A 19,926-nucleotide genomic window follows, 5' to 3' on the forward strand; every position below is an offset into this window, starting at 1 on the left:
CCTCACTCACCCTTCCGCGGGTTGTCACCCATGAACGTCTGGTCACCGCGATCGGCCGGGCCCACCAACTGGGCCAGCGTCTCCTCGGCCGGCTTGACCGTCCACTTCGCGGCTTGTGGGTGGTGCAGGTCGAACGCGGGCCGCTCGGACCGGATCCGGGGGATCGAGTCGAAATTGTGTCGCGGCGGCGGGCACGAGGTGGCCCACTCCAGCGACGCACCGTAGCCCCACGGGTCGTCGACCGTGACCTTGGGCGCTGTGCGCCAGGTCTTCCACACGTTGTAGATGAACGGCAGCATCGAGACGCCCAGGATCAGCGCACCGACCGACGAGATGTCGTTCATCCACTGGAAGTCGTCCGAGGGCAGGTAGTCGGCGTAGCGGCGGGGCATGCCCTTCACACCCAGCCAGTGCTGGATCAGGAACGTCGTGTGGAAGCCGATGAAGAGGAGCCAGAAATGCAGCTTGCCGAGCTTCTCGTCCAGCATCCGGCCGGTGAGCTTGGGCCACCAGAAGTACCAGCCGGCGAACATCGCGAACACCACGGTGCCGAACACCACGTAGTGGAAGTGCGCGACCACGAAGTAGGAGTCGGTCAGGTTGAAGTCCAGGGCCGGGCTGGCCAGGATGACCCCGGTCAGACCGCCGAAGAGGAACGTCACCAGGAAGCCGATCGCCCACAGCATGGGTGTCTCGAAGGAGAGCGAGCCGCCATACATCGTGCCGACCCAGTTGACGAACTTCACACCTGTCGGCACCGCGATGAGCATCGTCATGATGGCGAAGAACGGCAGCAGCACCTGTCCGGTGGCGTACATGTGGTGCGCCCACACGCTGACCGAGAGGGCGGCGATGGCGATGGTCGCGAAGACGAGGGTCTTGTAGCCGAAGATCGGCTTACGGGAGAAGACCGGGATGACCTCGGAGATGATGCCGAAGAACGGCAACGCGATGATGTAGACCTCCGGGTGCCCGAAGAACCAGAACATGTGCTCCCACAGCATCGCCCCCGCGGTCTGCGGGTCGAAGACGTGTCCGCCCATCACCCGGTCGATGCCGAGCCCGAACAGCGCCGCGGCCAGCACCGGGAAGACGACGAGCACCAGGATCGAAGTGATCAGGATGCCCCAGGTGAAGATCGGCATCCGGAACATCGTCATACCGGGTGCGCGCATGCACACGATGGTGGTGATGAAGTTGACCGACCCGAGGATGGTGCCGAAACCGGCGAGCGCCAGACCGAAGACCCAGAGGTTGCCACCCACGCCGGGGCTGTAGGTCGCGTTGGACAGCGGGTTGTAGGCGAACCAGCCGAACGCCGCTGCGCCCTGCGGGGTGAGGAAGCCGGCGCTCGCGATGAGGCCACCGAAGAGGTAGAGCCAGTAGGCGAACATGTTCAGCCGCGGGAACGCCACGTCCGGCGAACCGATCTGCAACGGCATGATCGCGTTGGCGAACGCGGCGAACAGCGGCGTCGCGAAGAGCAACAGCATGATCGTGCCGTGCATCGTGAACAGCTGGTTGAACTGCTCGGGGTTGTCCACGATCTGCAGGCCGGGCGCGACGAGCTCGGCGCGGATCAGCAGCGCGAGCACACCGCCGATCAGGAAGAAGGCGAACGAGGTGATGAAGTAGAGGTTGCCGATCACCTTGTGGTCGGTCGCGGTGATCCACTTGACGATGGTGCGTCCGGGGTGCCGCGTCGACGACGGGGTGGTCGGGCGCGCGCCGCCGGTGCTGTCGGCGTCCCCGACGCGCGGTGTGGCGATGCTGGCCATTACTTGGCTCCTTCGGTGATGTCCGAGCCCTTGATTCCCGACGGCAGGAACTGCTGGTACTCCTTCGCGTCCCTCGACTCGATGGCCGATCCCTCGCGGTTGAGCGCGTTCGACAGGAAACCGACATTGCCCTGGGCGCGCAGCTGCTGCATCTTCTTGTTGTAGTCAGCCTGACTGACGACCTTGACGTTGAACAGCATCTGCGAGTGGTAGGCGCCGCACAGCTCGGCGCACTTGCCCTGGTAGGTGCCGATCTGGGTCGGGGTGACGTCGAACTTGTTGACCTTGCCCGGTATGACGTCCATCTTCTGCAGGAACTGGATCACCCAGAACGAGTGGATGACGTCCCGCGACGTGAGCACGAACTCCACCCGCTTGTCGACCGGCAGGTAGAGCGTCGGGATGGTCGTCTCCGGATCCGGCGCGCTCATGTCGGCCTGCTTACCGGCCTCGTAGACGCCGGAGTTGACGTAGTTGAAGTCCCAGGACCACTGCTTGGCCACCACGTTGACGACAAGGTCCGGCTTGCCGCTGGTGTCGAGCATCTTGTTCTCCATCTGCACGGTCTTGCCGAAGAACACCGACACCATCAGGATCGGCACAACCGTGAAGAGGATCTCGATCGGGACGTTGTAGGCCAGCTGCGGCGGCAGACCGACATCGGTCTTCTTCCGCCGGTAGCGGACGACGCAGTAGAAGATCATCCCCCAGGTGATGACACCCACGAGGAGCGCCCAGAGCCACGCCGACACCCAGAAATCGGTGATCTGGTGGCTGAGGCTCGTGACCCCCTTGGGGAGGTAACCGCGCTTCTCCACGGGGGTGCAACCGGTCAGCAGCAACGAGCTGACGGCGATCAGACCTGCGAAGGCGACCTTGCTGCGCCGCCGCGTCCCGGAAGCCGGGGAGCGGCGTGCGGATTCCACGAGGGGTTTGTCAGATCCGGGCACAGGCAAACCCTATCCCAGCCGCGTCGGCGGTCGTCGTCAGGGCAGCCGGACGACGAGTGGCAATTCGACTGTCCCAACGACCGACTCGGCGAATTCGTGCCCTGCTACGACCAACAGGACGGCAGCGGGAGGCGACTGGCCTGCTCGACCCGTCGCAGATAGTCCGTGCGATGAATCTCCCGGACGCCGAGCGTCGCCAGGTGGTCGGTCCGCCACTGCACGTCGATCAGCCGCCGATCGTCGCCGTCGTCGAAGACCAACTCGGTCAGCGCCCAGACCGCGACCTTCCCGGCGTCCGTCGCGTGGTGGAACATCGACTCCGCGGCGAACAGGCCGCCCGTGCACACGCCGTACAGGCCGCCGACGAGGCGGTCATCGGCGTCCCACGCCTCCACCGAGTGCGCCCAGCCGAGCCGGTGCAGGCGCTGGTATGCCGCCGTGATGTCCGGGGCGATCCACCGCCCGCTCCGGGACGGGTCGGCGCACGCTTCGACCACCTCGTCGAACGCCAGGTCCCAGGTGACCCGGTAGCGGTGCCGAGAGCGGCGCAGTGACCGCGACACGTGGAAGTCGTCCTTGAGCAGCACGCCGCGGCGCACCGGGGACCACCAGCCGATCGGCCGGCGCCCGTCGTCCCCGATGCCCATCGGGAACATGCCCGAGCGGTATGCCGCGAGCAGCGTGCCCGGCTCGAGGTCGGCGCCGACGGCGATCAAGTCCTGCGCGACGTCGTCCTGGCGTTGCTCGTCGAGGTTCCACCGGCTGGGTGCGGGTTCGACCGGCACGGGCTCGGCGCCGGTGTCAGCCCCGCCGGCAGGCGAGGTGCGGCCGGACCGCGGCGACGGTCTGCTCGCCGTAGGACTGCCCGAGGCGGGTGAGGAAGTCGTCCTGGCGCAGCACGTATTCCTGCGTCCCGACGGTCTCGAGCACGTAGGTCGCGAGCATCGAGCCGAGCTCCGCGCAGGTGCGCAGGTCCAGCTCCCAGATGAGACCGGCGAGGAACCCGGCGCGGAACGCGTCGCCGACACCGGTGGGGTCCACCCGCCCGACCTCGCGCGCGACCGGCACCTCGATCGGGTCCTCGCCGTGCCGCTGGATCAGGGCGCCGTCCTTGCCGCGGGTGATGACCCGGGTGCCGACCTGCTGGAGGACCTCGTCCGCGGACCAGCCGGTCTTCTGCTCGGTCATGTGCGCTTCGTATTCGTTGGTGAAGAGGTACTGGGCACCGCTGATCAGCTCGCGGATGAACGGGCCGTCGGCGAACGCGAGCTGCTGGCTCGGGTCCGCGATGAACGGTATGCCGCGCTGCCGGCACTCGACGGTGTGCCGACGCATCCCCTCCGGGTCGGAGGGACCGACCATCACCATGTCCAGCCCGCCGACTCGCCGGGCGACCGGGGCCAGCTCGATCTCGCGGGCCTCGCTCATCGCACCCGCGTAGAACGTGGCGATCTGCGCCATGTCCTCGTCGGTGGTGCACACGAAGCGCGCGGTGTGCCTGGTCTCCGAGACGTAGACCGACTCGCAGTCCACGCCGTGCCGCTCCAGCCAGGACCGGTAGTCGGCGAAGTCCTCGCCGACCGCGTCGACCAGGATCGGGTGGAGGCCGAGGTTCGCCATACCGAAGCAGATGTTGGCGGCCACTCCCCCGCGCCTGATCTGCAGATCGTCGGCCAGGAAGGACAGCGAGATCTTGTCCAGCTGATCCACGACGAGCGAGTCGGCGAAGCGACCCTTGAACGTCATCAGGTGATCGGTGGCGATGGACCCGGTCACGGCGATCTTCATGGGATCAACGTAACGAGTCGGCACCGGCGCGGCATACGCCGCCTATGATCCGGACATGCCGGATGCCGTCGCCGCCCTGCAAGCCGCCGTCCGGCGCCGCACCGTCGCCGGGGACGGCAACGACGACGCGGAGTTCGAGGGGCTGCACGACGACCTGCGCCGCTGTTTCCCGCGGCTGTTCGCCGCGTGCGAGCAGGTCACGTTGCCCGACCACGCGCTGTTGCTGCGGTGGCCCGGCGCTGCGACGGACCGGCCGATCGTGCTGATGGCACACCAGGACGTGGTGCCAGTCAATCCGCGGGACGAGTGGACCCACCCGGCATACGGCGGCGAGCTGGTGGCCGGCGTCATCTGGGGGCGGGGGACGCTGGACTGCAAGGGATCGCTGGTGGCGATCTGTACGGCTGTCGAGGAGCTCCTGGCAGCCGACTTCCGGCCGGCCCAGGACGTGTGGCTGTCGTTCGGCTCCGACGAGGAACTGCAGGGGACGACCGCGCCGGCCGCCGTGGTCGCCCTGCGTGAGCGCGGGGTCGAGCCGTGGCTGGTCCTGGACGAGGGAGGTATGGCGGTCAGTGGCGCCTTTCCCGGCGTCGCGGAGCCGCTCGCCGTGATCGGCCTGGCCGAGAAAGGCGTGGTCGGCCTGGAACTCGTGGCCCACGGGCACGGCGGGCACGCGTCGATACCGCCGGCACACAGCGCGCCGGCCGCTCTGGCCCGCGCCATCCTGGCGCTGGAGAAGCATCCGGCGCCGGCCCGGTTGCCCGAGCCGACCGTCGAGATGCTGCGGCGGATCGCGCCATACATGCGCGGTCCGCTCGGCGCGATCGTCGGCCGGGCCGCGGCGCTGCGCCGCCCGCTGGCCCAGCTCTTCGCCCGGCTCGGTCCGTCCACCGCCGCCATGACCCGCACCACCTACGCGCTGACCCAGCTGACCGGCGCACCGGCCACCAACGTCCTCGCGACGACCGCGACCGCCGGCCTCAACGTGCGCGTCGCCATCGACGAGACGGCCGAGGACGCGATCGACCGGGTGCGGACCCTCGTCGGGGACGACATCGAGGTGGTCGTGCACAACTCCTACGACCCGAGTCCGGTCGCCGAACTGGGCGATGCTTATGCGCTGCTGGAGCGCATCACCCGGGAAGTGCTGCCGGACGTCGTCCCGGTGCCGTATGTCGTGCTCGCCGCCACCGACGCCCGCCACTTCCAGCGGGTCTGGCCGAACTGCTACCGCTTCACCCCGTTCCGGATGAACGAGGCCCAGCGGCAGAGCCTGCACAACGTCGACGAACACCTCGAGGTCGACTCCCTGCTGGAGGGCGTCCGCTGGTATCGAGCCCTGCTGCAGGCACTCTGACCGCTCTCTCACTTCGTGGGATGCCGGTCCACCGAGAACCCCACGGCAGGTGGTTGCGGGTGTAGCGTCCCCTCGCCGGATTCCCCCGGCAGGACGGTGCACTCCCGACATACCCCCACGGACAGCAGGTTTCCATGACCAGACGTGCACGTACCCTTCTCTGCCTCGGCACCGCGGCGATCGCCGCCCTCGGACTGACCGCCCCTGGCACGCCGGCGCACGCGACCACCCCGGCAGCTGCGCCGGACGGACCCGGTGTGCTCAGCCACTTCGATCTCGCCCGCAAGGACTGCGTCGGCACCGCGGCCCACGGGTCGAAGGTCCGGTACACCGTCGCGGGCGGTGTGCTGTCCGACGTCTACGAACCCACCATCGACAACTCCGAGGTGCAGTCGCTGCAGTACGTCGTCACCGACGGCAGGACGTTCACCGACCTGCAGAGCCGCGATCTGACCTACACGGTGTCCGCCGACCGCACCGGTATGACGTGCACGGTGACCGCGACGAGCAAGCGTGGCTATCGGCTGACCACCACCTACCTGACCGACCCCTCCAGGGATTCGGTGGTCATGCACACGCGGCTCTCGGCCACTCCCGGCTCGACGCTGGACATCGGCAAGCTGTCCGTCTACGCCCGGCTCGACGCGCACGTGAACGGCAACGGCGGTGGCGGCACCGACAACGGCGGCGCCGACGACGGGGTGCTGTCGGGCACAGTGCCGGTCGTCTACGACCCCGGCACCGTCAGCCAGGCGACCAACCGGACGTATGCCGTGCCGACCTACCTCGCGCTGACGACGGCGCACCCCGGGACCGCGACCGTCGGGTATGCCGGCACCGGGTCCGACGGCCTGGCCCAGCTGGACGCCGGGCACCGGCTGAACACCACCTACACCAGCGCGCCGAACGGTCACATCGTGGCGACCGAGGACGTCACCCCGCACCGCGGACAGGACATCACGCTCGCGCTCGGCTTCGGCCGGTCCGAGCAGGACGCGGTGGACACGGCGCAGCGGTCGGTGTCCCGCGCGTTCCCGAGTGTCGCCGCGGCATACACCGACACCTGGCGGTCGTATGACGCCCGCCTCAAGCAGCCACCGCGATCCGCGACTGCCGAGCAGCAGGCGGCCTACTGGCTGAGCGCCAACGTGCTCAAGGCGAGCGAGGACAAGACGTTCCCCGGTGCGACCGTCGCCTCGCTGGCCAGTCCCTGGGGGCAGGCGGTCAGCGCCGGCGCTCTGGTCGGTGGCAAGCCGGTCTACTTCGGCTCCTACCGGGAGGTGTTCGCGCGGGACCTCTACGAGACGGCCACCGGATTCCTGGCCGACGGCGACATCGCCTCGGCACGAGCGGCGACCCGGTTCCTCTTCGAGAAGCAGCAGCTGGCCGCCGGCAACATGCCGCGCAACTCGCTGCTCAACGGCCGGCCCGCGCCGGACACCGGCGGCGACCAGCTCGACGAGACGGCCTACCCGATCCTGATGGCGTACCTGTCCGGGCTCGGACCGGACACGGCGCTCTTCACCCACCACATCAAGCCGGCCGCCGACTACCTGGTGGCGCACGGGCCGTGGACCTCCGGCGAGCGCTGGGAGGAGCAGTCGGGCTATTCGCCGTCGACCATCGCCGCCGAGATCGCCGGCCTCACCGCGGCGGCCACGATCGCCACGACCCAGGGCGACACCGCCGACGCGAAGCTCTGGCAGGCGACGGCGGACCACTTCCAGCGCACGGTGAAAGACCTCACCGTCACGTCGGACGGGCCCTACAGCAGCAAGCCCTACTTCATCCGGTTGTCGAAGAACGGCAACCCCGACTCGGCATACACCTACAACCTGGGCAACGGCGGGCCTAGCCTGGACCAGCGGGCGGTGGTCGACGGCGGGTTCCAGGACCTCGTGCGGCTCGGGGAGCTGAGCCCGACCGACGCCGACGTGCAGAACTCGCTGCAGGTGCTCGACCGGCAGATCGCGCAGTCCACGGCGACCGGCACCGGCTACTACCGCTACGGCAACGACGCGTCGCTCGGCACCGCGGACGGGTACGGCGACTGCGCCAAGCCGTCGCAGACCTCATGCACCACACCGGGTGAGCCGTGGCCGACCACGGACACCGGCAGCGGTGGTGTGTGGCCCGTGCTGTCCGGGGAACGCGCCGAGACCGCGCTGGCGACCGGCGACCGCTCGCTGGCTGCGTCCCAGCTCGACTTCATGCTGGATTCGGCCAGTGGTGTCCGGCTGGTGCCGGAGCAGGTGTGGGCCGCGGCGAACCTGCCCGCGGCGCCATACGGCTCGGACCCCGCGACCGCGTCGACCGGCTTCCGCAACGGCCACCCGAACGGCTCCGCCGCGCCACTCACCTGGGCCCAGGCGCAACTGGTGCGGCTGCTGACCGACACCTGGAGCGGCTCGATCGGAGACCGCCCGTCGATCACCACCGATCGGTATGTCGCGCACGGTGCCCCCGGCACGGTGCCGGTGACGATCAGCTCCCCGACGGCCGGCGCGACCGTGAGCGGCACGGTGACCGTCACGGGCACGACCACCCCGGGCGCGGCGGTGGTGGCGAACGCCGCCGGCACCGACACCGGCAGCTATTCGTCGCCGGTGTCCACGACGGCAGCGGGCGACGGCCGCTACAGCCTGTCGGTGCCCGTCGGCTTCGGAACCGACGTCATCACCGTCACGTCGACGACGTCGACCGGTACCGGCTACGCGCAGGTCACGGTGACCGGCGACCTGGTCGGCGGCACCTCGGTGCTCGACGTCACGGACCCGGCCGGCGACGACAACGGGCCGGGCACCTATCAGTACCCGACCGCATCCGACTTCGTCGCCGGCTCGTATGACGTCACCCGGTTCCAGGTGCTCACGCAGGGCGACACGGTCTATCTGCGCACGACGCTGCGCGACCTGGTGCCCACGTTCGGGAACCTGATGGGCGCGCAGCTGCTGGACGTCTACGTGAACCGTCCCGGCACCACGCCGACCTCGACAGCAGCGGCCTACCCCAGCCGCAACTACTCGGTCGCACCCTGGAACGAGCGGCTGGAGGTGCAGGGCTTCGCGTCACCGGTGTGGGACGACGCGAACGGCGCGCCGGTGGAGAACGTGTCGGCGGTCGTGGCGTCCCAGGCGAACCGCACGATCACCATTGCGGTTCCGGCAGCGCAGTTCGGCACGCCCACTTCGGGCTGGACCTTCTCGGTCGTGCTGGCCGGTCAGGACGGCTACAGCTCGGACCAGGCGCGGGCGTTCACCTCCACACCCGGCGGCTACACCTTCGGGGTGTGTGCGGCCGGCGACACCGCTCCGATCTGCGCGGTCGACCCGGCTACCGTCCCGAAGGCGATGGACGTCATCACCCCGGCGGGCGTCGACCAGGCCACCGAGCTGAACCCGCTCGACGGTCCGGTGTCGGTCGCGGCGGTCACCGTGCCGTGAGGTTGTGCGGTCCGGGCGCTTCGGGCGCTTCGGGGTGCGCGTAACTCGCGACCGTCGCGACTTGTGCACGCTCCCGGGGCGGTCCGGCATACCTAACTCGCGAACGTCGCGACTTGTGCACGTCCCGGGCCGGTCCGGCATACCTAACTCGCGACCGTCGCGACTTGTGTACGCTCCCGGGGCGGTCCGGCGTACCTAACTCGCGACCGTCACGACTTGTGCACGCTCCCGGGGCGGTCCGGTTTACCTAACTCGCGACCGTCGCGACTTCCCGCCCGTTGACGCTCGAAACGGTCGGTGACGTCCCAGCCGCGCCGTCACCGACCGCTTCAGCCGTCAATCGCGAGGCGGGCATTCACAAGCAACAGCCCACGACAACGCAAGCGCCCGACAAGCCGACGGCCGCGGAGGCGACGACCAAAACGGCGGCCGAGCTCACCGAACTTGTTCGGGTGAGCTCGGCCGCCGTTTTGCGAGGAGCCGGAGCAGAAAACTCAGCTGAAGCTGTCGCCGCAGGCGCAGGAGCTGCCGGCGTTGGGGTTGTCGATGGTGAAGCCCTGCTTCTCGATGGTGTCGGCGAAGTCGATGGTGGCGCCGTCCAGGTAGGGGGCGCTCATCCGGTCGACGACGACCTCGACGCCACCGAAGTCGCGCACCAGGTCACCGTCGAGCGAGCGCTCGTCGAAGTAGAGCTGGTAGATGAGGCCGGAGCATCCGCCGGGCTGCACGCCCACACGCAGCCGCAGGTCGTCGCGGCCCTCCTGCTCCAGCAAGCTCTTGACCTTCGACGCGGCGACGTCGGTCAGGGTGACGCCGTGGGTGTCGGTGGTCGAAGCAGCATTGGTGTCGACGCTCATTGCATCAAGTCCTTCTCGTGGCGGTCGAACGGGAGGCGGTCAGCAGCTGCAACACGATGCTGCCCGTTCTTGTTCCCCGTGGTGTGCATTTCCAGAGTACGTCCTTCTCGTCACGCTGCCGACCAGGTCCCGGCCACCCGGCGCGCCAGTGCGAACAGCGCGGCCAGCGTGTCCTGCTGTTCTCGGGGACGCAGGCTGCGCGGGTCGACGATGCTGTATGCCGCGGACGCGCCGAGCGACATCGTCTCGCGGCGGCCGACCTCGGCCTCCTCGGCCAGCACGATCGACGGTCGCGCCGCGTCGGCGGCCGCGTGGATGACGGTTGCCACGGTGTCGGCCGCCAGACTGCGCCAGCCGAAGACCCGGGTTCCGACGACGACCAGGTCCGACTGGGCGACCTGTGCCGGCAGGCCGACGGCGTCGGCGAACACATCGGCCCCGGGGACCAGCCGGGCGCCCAGGGTGGCCAGCGCGAAGCCGGCTCCTCCCCCGGCGCCGCTGCCTTCGGCACGGTCGACGCGGCGCACCTGACCGGACAACAGATCGCGTGGGGGCGGCAGCACTCGCCGTACCGATTCCGCGAAGTCGCCGACACGTCGCTCGTTGTCCTGTGCCGCTTGGCGCGACCAGCCGAGGTGCTCGACGGCTGACGCGGAGGCGCCTTTCAGCCCGAGCAGCGGGATGTCTTCCCGGTATGCCGCAACCAGTTCGACACTTCGGGTCCGCTCCACCGCCTGCGGCAGCGCTGTCCCGAGGTCGTCGCTCTCGCCGAGCGCGTGGATCAGGCCCGCTCCCCCGTCGACACCCGCAGCGTCCCCGACTCCGGTCACGATGCGTCGTGCACCGTCGGCGATCGAGCCCGCGAGCGCCGTGCCCAGTTCCGCGGAGTCGCCGTTCGCAGTGAGCAGCGCACCGTCGAGGTAGTCCGTCGTCCCGTCGCGCAGCCGCCATACCTCGTCCGTCGCGCCCGGGACCGACGCAGCCAGCGCGCGGACGAAACCGCGGCCTCCCGACGAGAAGGGCAACCCGACGACGTCAGCCGTCGGCTGTCGGGCGTGCCAGCTGTCGGTGATGGTGGCGGTCACCTCGGTCGCGGTCAGGTCGTTCCACCGGTCACTGCAGATCAGCACGCGCATCCGCCCATTCTCGGGTCAGCGCAGCAGCAGCCGCGCGCCGGCCACCAGGCCGGCCAGCGAGAGCACGAGCAGCAGCGCCCACCACAACGTGCCGGGCAGCCGGGTGAGCCGCCCGATCTGGTCGGGGTCGGAGCGCCGGGCCATGCCGGCCCGCCGGCTGCGTTGCAGGTCGAGCAGCGACCACGGGCCGGCGAGCAGCAGGAAGCTGCAAATCGTTTGGGCCACGGCGGTCTGCGCAGTCGGGTCGAGCCACCGGGTCGCCGCGAAGAGGACGACGCCACTCGCGATGACCACCCACAGGCCGTACAGATTGCGAATCTGCAGCAGCAACAACCCGAGCGCGATCACGAGGAACCAAAGCGTCGCGATCGCGTGACCGCTCTGTATGCCGACCGCCACGAGAACCCCGAGCGCGGACGGGCCGAGGTAGCCGGCCAGCAGGGTCAGCACCATGCCGGGGCCACTGGGACGGCCGCGCGAGACGGTGAGGCCGGAGCTGTCCGTGTGCAGTCGTATGCCGGACAGCTGTCGCCCGACGAGCAGCGCGACCACGCCGTGCGCGCCCTCGTGCACCACTGTGACGAGGTGTCGCGTGACACGCCATACCGGAGTCCAGGCGATGCAGACGAGCGGCCACCAACCCCAGCAGAAGCGTCACCCGCAGGTCGGGCGCGGGCGTCGTCGCGGTCGCGCGCTCCCACCAGTGGCTCACAGCGTGTGACGACTGACCGTCTCCAGCCACAGCTGCGCGTAGCGGGGCCCGTCGACCTCCAGCGCGACGTCGACGACGGCATCGGCGCGCCCGTGCGGGTCGTGCTCGTGGTCCCCCGTCCAGTCCCGGGCATCGACGATCGTCCGGCCGCGCGACCAACTCCCGGCGAGCTCGACACGCACCGGCAGCGCAGCGGTGGAGATTCCCTCCGGGTCGATGACTGCGCAGACGGCGCCCGCATCGCCGATGGTCGCCTGGTCCGATCGGAAGCGCTGGCACTGGAATTCGATCAGTTCGCCGGCCAGCCGCTCGGGATTCCGGCCACCCCGTGCGGTCAGGCTGCGCGCGGCAGCGCGGGTCACCACCGGCTCGTAGAAGACGTCGAGCCCGTACATCGTGACCGGTACGTCGTGCTCGGTCGCGGCGTCCAGCACGATGGCGGTCGCCTCGGGGTCGTGGAAGACGTTGAACTCCGCCGAGGCCGTCGCGTTGCCCTGCCGCGCGGCACCGCCCATGAACACGATCCGGCCGATCCGCGCGAACGCCGCGGGCCAGGTCCGGGCGAGCAAAGCGATGTTGGTCATCGGCGCGGTCGGCACCAGGGTGATCGGCTCCGACGCAGCGGCGAACACATCGCGCAGCAGCTCGACCGCGTGCCGCGGATCCGGCTCGCGCGCCGAACGCGCCCAGCCGAGGTCACCCATGCCGTCGTCCCCGTGTACGTGCCGCGCGTGCACCGCGCGTTCGATGAGCGGGCGCTCGGCGCCACGTGCGACCGGCACGTCCTCGCGACCGGCGATCTCCAGCACTGCGAGCGTGTTTCGGGTGACCTGATCGACGTCGGTGTTGCCGCCGACGCAGCTCACGGCGCGCAGGTCGACGCGCGGGTGCAGCGCCGCGAGCAGCAACGCACACGCGTCGTCAACACCGGTGTCGACGTCCATGACCACCGGGATGTTCGGCATGGAGTTCCTCGTGCTCTGTCAGCGGCGCAGCTGACCGTCCGGTCCGACGGCCGGGTTGCTCGACTCCGGCACCCGCTCGGCGGGCGCGATCTCGCCCGGTGCGGTGCCCGCACCGAACGGTGAGCCACCGAGCTCCGCCCGGTCGTGCGGGTGCAGCCAATTGGTCAGGTCGGGACCGAGCGGGACGATGCCGGTCGGGTTCACGTCGTGGTGGACCCGGTAGTAGTGCTGCTTGATTTGCACGAAGTCGACGGTGTCGCCGAAACCGGGCGTCTGGAACAGATCTCGCGCATAGGCCCAGAGCACGGGGAACTCGTCCAGCTTCTGCCGGTTGCACTTGAAGTGCCCGTGGTAGACGGGGTCGAAGCGCACCAGCGTGGTGAAGAGCCGGATGTCGGCGACGGTGAGGTGCTCGCCCATCAGGTAGCGCTGTCTGGTGAGCCGCTCCTCCAGCCAGTCGAGTGCGGTGAAGAGCCGCTCATAGGCCGCGTCGTACGCCTCCTGACTACCGGCGAAACCGCACCGGTAGACGCCGTTGTTGACCTCGGTGTAGATGCGTTGCATCACCGGCGCCATTTCCTCGCGCAGCGCCTCCGGCCACAGGTCGGGGGCACCGTCCCTGTGGTACGCCGTCCACTGCGTGATGAAGTCCTGCGTCATCGGGACGAAGTCGTTGGTCACCACTTCCCCGCTGGGGACGTCGACCATCGCGGGCACCGTGATGCCTCGCGGATATCCCGGGAATCGCTTTTCGTAGGCGTCCTTCAGCCGCGGGATGTGCAGCACCGGGTCGAGCCCGCCGGGGTCGAGGTCGAACGTCCAGCTGTCGGCGTCGTGCGTCGGCGCGCACAGGCCGAGCGAAATGACGTCCTCCAACCCGAGCAGCCGGCGGACCGTGATCGCCCGGCTGGCCCACGGGCAGGCCCGCGCCGCCACGAGCCGGTAACGCCCGGGCTCGACCGGCCAGCCGTCCTCACCGTCCCGGGTGATGCGGTCGCTGATGTACCGCGTGTCGCGTTCGAAGCTCGGTTCCACATAGCTGCCCTGTGCCATCCTCCGACGCTACAGCCCGCGTGCGGACCAGCGGGCCAGTCCTGCGTCGACCGCGTCCTGCGGCCACACCCCACCGGCGCCTTCGACCAGCGCCCGGCCCTCGGTGCGCAGCACCTCTTCGACCAACCGCATCGCGTCGATCACCGAGTCGTCGTCGGCTGCTGGAGTGGGCAGCTCGGACAGCCGATTCCGTTGCGCGGGAGTCAGCTTCGCGGACCACTGCTTGACACCCATCGGGGGCAGCGGCTGGTTGGACTCGACATACAGCTGGTAGAGGAACGTGCGGTAGTTGTGCACCGCTTCCTGCCCGAGCAGCCAGTCCCGGCGCCCGACGACCGCATCCGGGAAGATCGCCAGCTGCCGGGCGAACTCGGCGGCCACCGCCTCCATGCGCGCGACGTCCGGGCCGCGCGGCTCCTCGTCCGCAGCGGGAACCGGCACCACCGTCGCCCGCCGGTCGAACACCGGCACCCGATGCCGGTATGGCGTCACCGCGACCGCCGACTCGCGCTCGAGCACGGTGTCCACCCGCAGCCCGTCGGGAGTCGTCAGCGCGAAACACCCTGCCATGCCAGGGATCTCGAGGCTGATGACCGGCTCGAGGAATGCCCACGCCGACCCGCCGTCAGACACGAAGCCGGCCGAAGCGTCGTCCGTGACGGTCACGATCAGATCCAGGTCGCTGCCGGCGTCGGCCACCCCACGCCCCAGTGAGCCGCCGAGCCACAGCGCCACGACCCGCGGATCGGCCTCGAGCGCGCGCACCACCCGCTCGAGGACATCGGCATACCCGGCCGGCAGCGGTGCGACGGCGCGGACCACCTCCACGGGAAGGCTCATCTCGCCTCGGGCAGTCGCGCGAGCAGCAGCGCCTCGGCCAGACATACCCGCTCGAACTCGCCGAGGTGCAGGCTCTCGTTGGCGCCGTGCGCGCGGGTGTCCGGGTCCTCGACACCGGTCACCAGGATCGCGGCGTCGGGGAACTTCTCGGCGAACGCCGCGACGAACGGGATCGAGCCGCCGACGCCCATGTCGACCGGCTCGGTGCCGTCCCACGCATCCGCGAACGAGGTCCGCGCAGCGCTGTAGATCGGGCCGTCGGCGTCGGCGTCGAAACCGGCGCCCTCGTCGTCCAGCGTCACCTCGACCTGCGCGCCCCAGGGAGCGTGGTCGAGCAGGTGCTGGCGCAGGAGGTCGTATGCCGCGCGCGGGTCCTCGGACGGAGCGAGCCGCATCGACACCTTCGCCCGAGCGCTCGGCACCAGAGTGTTGGACGCGACGTCCACGGCCGGGGCGTCGATGCCGATCGTGGTGATCGCCGGCCGGGTCCACAGTTGTGAGAGGAACGGACCGGTGCCGATGACCTGCACACCATCGAGCAGACCGCTCTCCTCGCGCAGCCGCGCCTCGTCGAAGTCGAGGTCCGCGGCGTCCCCGGCGGCCAAGCCGGCGACCGCGACATCACCCTTGTCGTCGTGCAGGGAGGCGAGCAGGCGCACCAGCGCGGTCAGTGCGTCGGGCACCGGCCCGCCATACATGCCGGAGTGGACGCTGTGATCCAGCGTGCGCACCGACACCACGACCCGGATCATGCCGCGCAGGGACGTGGTGAGGGCGGGCACTCCGATCTTCCAGTTGGACGAGTCGGCCAGCACGATCGCGTCGGCGGCCAGCTTGTCGCCGTGTCGCTCGAGAATCGTTGCCAGTGAGTCGGATCCGACTTCCTCCTCGCCTTCGACGAAGACGTTGACACCGACCGGCGGCCGACCGCCGTGTGCCCGCAGCGCGGCAATGTGCGCCATCACACCGGCCTTGTCGTCGGCGGCACCACGTCCGTAGAGCCGACCGTCCCGCTCGGTCGGCTCGAACGGCGGGGTGTCCCAGTCCTTGTCCTCACCCGGGGGCTGCACGTCGTGGTGCGCGTAGAGCGTGATGGTGGGGGCACCTTCGGGTGGCGCCAGCCGGCCGATCACGGCGGGGCGGCCGCCCTCGCGCACGATCTCGACCTCGAGTCCCTCGGCGCGCAGCAGGCCGGCGACCGCTTCCGCGCTCTCGTCGACGTGCGACTGGTCGAAGGAGTCCAGCGAGACGCTCGGGATCCGGGTCAACGCTTCCAGGTCGGCCCGGATCGCGGGCATCAACTGGTGCACGGTGGCGGCGAGATCGGACAGGTTCGGTGCAACGGTGTTGTCGGTCACGTCGCCACGCTAGCGGGTCGGCGAATGGCGAACAGCGGTCGTGAGCAGCGGCGCGATCACACGTACACTGTCCGTCGTGTTCGGCCGCCACAAGACCCCCGCTGATTCCGAAGCCACTCCCGACGCTGCAGCGCAGCCCGCGGAGGAGGTCGTGTCGGCCTCCTCCGGGCAGACCGCCAAGAAGGGCCGGCCGACTCCGACCCGCAAGGAGCGGGAGGCAGCCCGCCGCAAGCCGCTGGTGCCCACCGACCGGAAGGCGGCCAAGCGCCAGTCCCGCGACGACGTCCGCCGGCAGCGAATCGAGCAGCGGGAGGCGTTCGCCCGAGGCGACGAGAAGGCCCTGCCGCCGCGTGACAAGGGACCGGTCAAGGGTTTCATCCGCGACTACATCGACTCCCGCCGCAACTTCGGCGAGATCCTGTTGCCGCTGATGCTGATCGTGCTGGTGCTCACCGTGCTGCCCAACCGGACGCTGCAGATGTCGGCGTTCTTCCTGGTCTGGCTGGTGGTCGTGCTGGGCGTGATCGACGCGTTCCTGATGGTGCGCCGCATCAAGGCCCAGATCCGCGAGCGCTTCCACACCGAGCCGCCGCGCGGCACCGCTTCGTATGCCGTCATGCGCGCCTTCCAGCTGCGCGCCGGCCGCCGGCCGATGCCGCGTGTCAAGCGCGGCGACAAGATCTGAGCTATCCCCCGCTGGTCAACAGCATCGGCCCGTAGACCGTCCGGTCTCCATGGTGCAGCGTCACGGCGGCGACGCCACCGGCGAACAACGACCGCCAGTGCTCGCCGAGCCAGCTCTCGGCGTCGCCCTGCGTCGGAAACCCGGTCGTCACCATCTGCGCCGAGGTGACGGGTGCGCCCTCGGCGTCTTCGTAGCTCCAGCTCCAGCCTTCGGTCATGGCCATGACGATAGGCGCCCGGACTGACAGACTTGGTCACCGACGGGAGATCCTCGGCTGCTGCTCCGGGACTCAGTCGACCTCGGTGTGCACGAACGGCGGCTTGACCACGACCGCCGGCAGCTCTCGCCCCCGCACGTCGATGACGAGTTCGTCGCCTTCCTGCACACCGCGGTCGAGCAACGCGATCGCGATGCCGACCTTCAGCGTCGGTGACATGGTGCCCGACGTGACCGTGCCGATCACGGCACCGTCTGCGTTCTTCACGTCGCAGCCCGGCCGGGGAATGCCCCGACCGGTCGCCTTCAGCCCCCAGGTGAGCCGGTAGCCACCGGCCTCCTTCTGCGCGGCGAGCGCCTCCTTGCCCCAGAAGGTCTCCTTGTTCCGACCGACGGCCCAGCCGGCGCGCGCCATGTTCGGGGTGATGTCCATCGAGAGTTCGTGGCCGTGCAGCGGGTAGCCCATCTCGGTGCGCAGGGTGTCGCGGGCGCCCAGGCCGCACGGCAGGCCGTCATACGGCGTCATCGCCTCGACGAGCGCGTCCCACAGGGCCGGGGTGTCCTCCCACCTCGGCACCAGCTCGAAACCCTTCTCGCCGGTGTAACCGGACCGCAGCACGATCACCTCGCGGCCCTCCCACTGGGCGACGCCGAACGACATGTAGTCCAGGTCGGTCGGCAGGCCGAGCGCTGCGACCACCTCCGGGGCCTTCGGCCCCTGCACGGCGATAATGCCGAATTCGGCGTGCTGGTCGGTGATTTCGATGCCGTCCGGCGCCTTCTCCTGCATCCGCCGGACCACCTCGGCGGTGTTCGCGGCGTTCGGGACGAGGAACACCTCGTCCTCGGAGCGGAAGTACTGGATCAGGTCGTCGACGACGCCGGCCGTCGCGTCGTCGAGGCACATGGTGTACTGCGCCTTCGGCGGCGCCACCTTGCGCAGGTCGTTGGTGAAGCAACTGTTGACGAAGTCGGCTGCTCCGGCGCCCTGCACCAGAGCCTTGCCGAGGTGCGACACGTCGAAGATGCCGACGCGCTCGCGCACGGCGGTGTGCTCGCGCAGCACGCCGACGCCGGGGTATTCGATCGGCATCTCCCACCCGCCGAAATCGGCGAGCTTTGCGCCGAGTGCGACATGACGATCGTGCAGGGGGGACGTCTTCAGCTGCTCGCTCATGGCTGGCACCGTAGCGTCCCCGGGACGGCGTATCGTCGCCAGGAGTCCTGTCCCCCGAGTGAAGGAGAACCATGTCCGTGCCGAGGCTGACCGCCGCCGACCAACCGGCCGACAAGATCAAGGGCGACGCGCTGGTGGTGCTGGCCGTCCAGGACGGTGACGCCGCGCAGGTCGCCGAGACTCCCGCGCTGGCGGCGGAGACCCGGGAACACCTCGACGCGGGCCTGCTCGCACTCACCGCAACCGGTGCCGCGGACGAGATCGTCCGGCTCGCTGGGGTGCCCGGCGTCGACGGCACCGTCGTGGTCGCCGGTTCCGGCATCAGCGGTATGCCGTCCGCCGACGACGACGAGGCGCTGCGCCGTGCCGCGGGTGCCGCCGTCCGGGCGCTGCGCGGCAAGGCCGACAGCATCACCATCGCGTTCCCGTCCACCGATCCGTCCGGCGTGGTCGCGGCGTGCGAGGGTGCACTGTTCGGCGCCTACGCGTTCTCGTCATACAAGTCGGACCGCCGGGACCGGAAGCCGATCGCGAAGCTCACCGTGCTCACACCGCTGGCCAAGGACAAGACGGTCAAGGCCGGCGTCAAGCAGGCGCAGGTGGTCGCGGCGCAGCGGGCCTGGGCCCAGGACCTGGTCAACACTCCTCCGCTCGACCTCTACCCGGAGTCGTTCGCGGCGGCGGTGAAGGAGCACTTCGGCGGCGGCAAGGTGAAGGTCAAGGTGCTCGACGAGAAGGCCCTGGCCAAGGAGTCGTGCGGCGGCCTCATCGGGGTCGGTCGCGGGTCGGCGCGGCCACCCCGCCTGGTCGTGCTGACCTATCGCCCGGCGCGTGCCAAGACGCACATCGCGCTCGTCGGCAAGGGCATCACGTTCGACTCGGGCGGCCTGTGCATCAAGCCCGCGGAGGGCATGGTCACCATGAAGTGCGACATGGCCGGCGCTGCCGCGGTGGCCGCCGCCACGGCGGCGATCGCCGAGCTCGGCCTGCCGGTCGCGGTCACGACCTACCTGTGCCTCGCCGAGAACCTCACCGGCGCCGACGCGCAGCGTCCCGGCGACGTGGTCACCATGCCCAACGGGCGCACCGTCGAGATCATCAACACCGACGCCGAGGGCCGCCTGGTCATGGCGGACGGTCTCGCGCTGGCGTCCCGGGAGGGCCCGGACCTGGTCGTCGACGTCGCGACGCTGACCGGTGCCGCCGTGCTGTCGCTCGGCACCCGGACCGCCGCCGTGCTCGGCAACGACGACACCGCCCGGGAGGAGGTGCTGACCGCAGCACGTGACGCGGGTGAGGACGTGTGGCCGATCCCGCTGCTGCAGCACCTGCGGTCGGGGATGAAGTCGCTGGTGGCCGACACGAAGCACACCGGTGCCCGGCAGGGCGGCATGATCGTCGCCGCGCTCTTCCTGCAGGACTTCGTCGGCGACCACGCGGACGGCACGCAGCTGCCGTGGGTGCACCTGGACATCGCCGGGCCGGCATACTCCTCCGACGACAGCTACGGGTATGTCGACAAGGGCGCCTCGGGCTTCGGCGTGCGCACGCTCGTCCAGCTGGCGAGGTCTCGAAGCTGAGACGCCGCCGGACGAACGGAAACCCCGTGCC

At 69.8% G+C, this 19,926-nt stretch carries 17 protein-coding genes; 4 read left to right on the forward strand and 13 right to left on the reverse strand.

The window, feature by feature from the left end; all coding sequences use genetic code 11:
* Window positions 1-2 precede the first annotated feature (2 nt).
* The 4 genes from ctaD to ACN8HC_RS07135 form a co-directional block, all read right to left on the reverse strand.
* Window positions 3-1,778, reverse strand: a complete 1,776-nt coding sequence (ctaD, locus tag ACN8HC_RS07120; RefSeq protein WP_490074122.1) for an aa3-type cytochrome oxidase subunit I — start codon at window positions 1,776-1,778, stop codon at window positions 3-5.
* Window positions 1,778-2,704 carry an aa3-type cytochrome oxidase subunit II gene (gene ctaC / locus ACN8HC_RS07125; protein ID WP_490074123.1) on the reverse strand — a complete coding sequence of 309 codons (927 nt, stop codon included), beginning with the start codon at window positions 2,702-2,704 and terminating at the stop codon, window positions 1,778-1,780. The genes ctaD and ctaC overlap by 1 nt, the downstream gene beginning before the upstream one ends.
* A gap of 128 nt (window positions 2,705-2,832) precedes the next feature.
* Window positions 2,833-3,513, reverse strand: coding sequence for a leucyl/phenylalanyl-tRNA--protein transferase (gene aat, locus ACN8HC_RS07130; RefSeq protein WP_490074124.1), 681 nt, complete (start codon window positions 3,511-3,513; stop codon window positions 2,833-2,835).
* Window positions 3,514-3,529: 16 nt separating this feature from the next.
* Window positions 3,530-4,516: a carbohydrate kinase family protein gene (locus ACN8HC_RS07135; protein ID WP_490074125.1), complete on the reverse strand. Its 987-nt coding sequence runs from the start codon at window positions 4,514-4,516 to the stop codon at window positions 3,530-3,532.
* A gap of 55 nt (window positions 4,517-4,571) precedes the next feature.
* Here ACN8HC_RS07135 and ACN8HC_RS07140 point away from each other — a divergent pair, with 55 nt between their 5' ends.
* Together ACN8HC_RS07140 and ACN8HC_RS07145 are read left to right on the forward strand one after the other, a co-directional pair.
* Window positions 4,572-5,873 (forward strand): M20/M25/M40 family metallo-hydrolase, encoded by a 1,302-nt coding sequence (locus tag ACN8HC_RS07140; RefSeq protein ID WP_490074126.1) that lies wholly within the window; start codon window positions 4,572-4,574, stop codon window positions 5,871-5,873.
* 134 nt (window positions 5,874-6,007) lie between these two features.
* On the forward strand, window positions 6,008-9,316 hold the full coding sequence (locus tag ACN8HC_RS07145) for a glucodextranase DOMON-like domain-containing protein (protein WP_490074127.1): 3,309 nt from the start codon (window positions 6,008-6,010) through the stop codon (window positions 9,314-9,316).
* 494 nt (window positions 9,317-9,810) lie between these two features.
* On the opposite strand, the gene ACN8HC_RS07150 is transcribed toward ACN8HC_RS07145, so the two are convergent.
* The 7 genes from ACN8HC_RS07150 to ACN8HC_RS07180 form a co-directional block, all read right to left on the reverse strand.
* Window positions 9,811-10,173 carry a HesB/IscA family protein gene (locus ACN8HC_RS07150; RefSeq protein ID WP_490074128.1) on the reverse strand — a complete coding sequence of 121 codons (363 nt, stop codon included), beginning with the start codon at window positions 10,171-10,173 and terminating at the stop codon, window positions 9,811-9,813.
* A gap of 110 nt (window positions 10,174-10,283) precedes the next feature.
* A complete protein-coding gene (locus ACN8HC_RS07155; protein ID WP_490074129.1) occupies window positions 10,284-11,309 on the reverse strand; it encodes a glycerate kinase in 1,026 nt (341 codons plus the stop codon).
* A gap of 15 nt (window positions 11,310-11,324) precedes the next feature.
* Window positions 11,325-11,885: a M50 family metallopeptidase gene (locus tag ACN8HC_RS07160; RefSeq protein WP_490074130.1), complete on the reverse strand. Its 561-nt coding sequence runs from the start codon at window positions 11,883-11,885 to the stop codon at window positions 11,325-11,327.
* 132 nt (window positions 11,886-12,017) lie between these two features.
* Complete coding sequence (locus ACN8HC_RS07165; RefSeq protein ID WP_490074131.1) at window positions 12,018-12,986, reverse strand: nucleoside hydrolase; 969 nt, start codon at window positions 12,984-12,986, stop codon at window positions 12,018-12,020.
* An 18-nt stretch (window positions 12,987-13,004) separates the two neighbouring features.
* A complete protein-coding gene (locus ACN8HC_RS07170; RefSeq protein ID WP_490074132.1) occupies window positions 13,005-14,039 on the reverse strand; it encodes a glutathione S-transferase family protein in 1,035 nt (344 codons plus the stop codon).
* Window positions 14,040-14,048: 9 nt separating this feature from the next.
* The gene (locus ACN8HC_RS07175; RefSeq protein ID WP_490074133.1) at window positions 14,049-14,879 is read right to left on the reverse strand and encodes a nucleotidyltransferase domain-containing protein; all 831 of its coding nucleotides are present in this window, start codon (window positions 14,877-14,879) and stop codon (window positions 14,049-14,051) included.
* Window positions 14,876-16,237: a dipeptidase gene (locus ACN8HC_RS07180; protein WP_490074134.1), complete on the reverse strand. Its 1,362-nt coding sequence runs from the start codon at window positions 16,235-16,237 to the stop codon at window positions 14,876-14,878. The genes ACN8HC_RS07175 and ACN8HC_RS07180 overlap by 4 nt, the downstream gene beginning before the upstream one ends.
* Window positions 16,238-16,313: 76 nt before the next feature.
* Between ACN8HC_RS07180 and ACN8HC_RS07185 the strand changes: the two genes are divergently transcribed.
* On the forward strand, window positions 16,314-16,922 hold the full coding sequence (locus ACN8HC_RS07185) for a DUF3043 domain-containing protein (protein ID WP_490074135.1): 609 nt from the start codon (window positions 16,314-16,316) through the stop codon (window positions 16,920-16,922).
* A gap of 1 nt (window position 16,923) precedes the next feature.
* Here the strand turns inward: ACN8HC_RS07185 and ACN8HC_RS07190 are convergent, their stop codons facing one another.
* Together ACN8HC_RS07190 and gcvT are read right to left on the reverse strand one after the other, a co-directional pair.
* A complete protein-coding gene (locus ACN8HC_RS07190; protein WP_490074136.1) occupies window positions 16,924-17,139 on the reverse strand; it encodes a hypothetical protein in 216 nt (71 codons plus the stop codon).
* A 72-nt stretch (window positions 17,140-17,211) separates the two neighbouring features.
* A complete protein-coding gene (gene gcvT / locus ACN8HC_RS07195; protein WP_490074137.1) occupies window positions 17,212-18,315 on the reverse strand; it encodes a glycine cleavage system aminomethyltransferase GcvT in 1,104 nt (367 codons plus the stop codon).
* Window positions 18,316-18,386: 71 nt separating this feature from the next.
* On the opposite strand from gcvT, the gene ACN8HC_RS07200 reads away from it, so the two are divergent.
* On the forward strand, window positions 18,387-19,895 hold the full coding sequence (locus ACN8HC_RS07200) for a leucyl aminopeptidase (protein WP_490074138.1): 1,509 nt from the start codon (window positions 18,387-18,389) through the stop codon (window positions 19,893-19,895).
* The last annotated feature ends 31 nt before the right edge of the window (window positions 19,896-19,926 follow it).

The sequence above is a fragment of the Flexivirga sp. YIM B11880 genome (assembly GCF_058148645.1).

What these genes read in the sequence shown, in the direction of transcription:
- gcvT (WP_490074137.1), bottom strand. Translation starts at nt 18,315, where the DNA reads ATGAGCGAGCAGCTGAAGACGTCCCCCCTGCACGATCGTCATGTCGCA.
- ACN8HC_RS07135 (WP_490074125.1), bottom strand. Translation starts at nt 4,516, where the DNA reads ATGAAGATCGCCGTGACCGGGTCCATCGCCACCGATCACCTGATGACG.
- ACN8HC_RS07165 (WP_490074131.1), bottom strand. Translation starts at nt 12,986, where the DNA reads ATGCCGAACATCCCGGTGGTCATGGACGTCGACACCGGTGTTGACGAC.
- ACN8HC_RS07150 (WP_490074128.1), bottom strand. Translation starts at nt 10,173, where the DNA reads ATGAGCGTCGACACCAATGCTGCTTCGACCACCGACACCCACGGCGTC.
- ACN8HC_RS07190 (WP_490074136.1), bottom strand. Translation starts at nt 17,139, where the DNA reads ATGACCGAAGGCTGGAGCTGGAGCTACGAAGACGCCGAGGGCGCACCC.
- ACN8HC_RS07175 (WP_490074133.1), bottom strand. Translation starts at nt 14,879, where the DNA reads ATGAGCCTTCCCGTGGAGGTGGTCCGCGCCGTCGCACCGCTGCCGGCC.
- ACN8HC_RS07200 (WP_490074138.1), top strand. Translation starts at nt 18,387, where the DNA reads ATGTCCGTGCCGAGGCTGACCGCCGCCGACCAACCGGCCGACAAGATC.
- ACN8HC_RS07155 (WP_490074129.1), bottom strand. Translation starts at nt 11,309, where the DNA reads ATGCGCGTGCTGATCTGCAGTGACCGGTGGAACGACCTGACCGCGACC.
- ACN8HC_RS07170 (WP_490074132.1), bottom strand. Translation starts at nt 14,039, where the DNA reads ATGGCACAGGGCAGCTATGTGGAACCGAGCTTCGAACGCGACACGCGG.
- ACN8HC_RS07145 (WP_490074127.1), top strand. Translation starts at nt 6,008, where the DNA reads ATGACCAGACGTGCACGTACCCTTCTCTGCCTCGGCACCGCGGCGATC.
- ACN8HC_RS07140 (WP_490074126.1), top strand. Translation starts at nt 4,572, where the DNA reads ATGCCGGATGCCGTCGCCGCCCTGCAAGCCGCCGTCCGGCGCCGCACC.
- ctaD (WP_490074122.1), bottom strand. Translation starts at nt 1,778, where the DNA reads ATGGCCAGCATCGCCACACCGCGCGTCGGGGACGCCGACAGCACCGGC.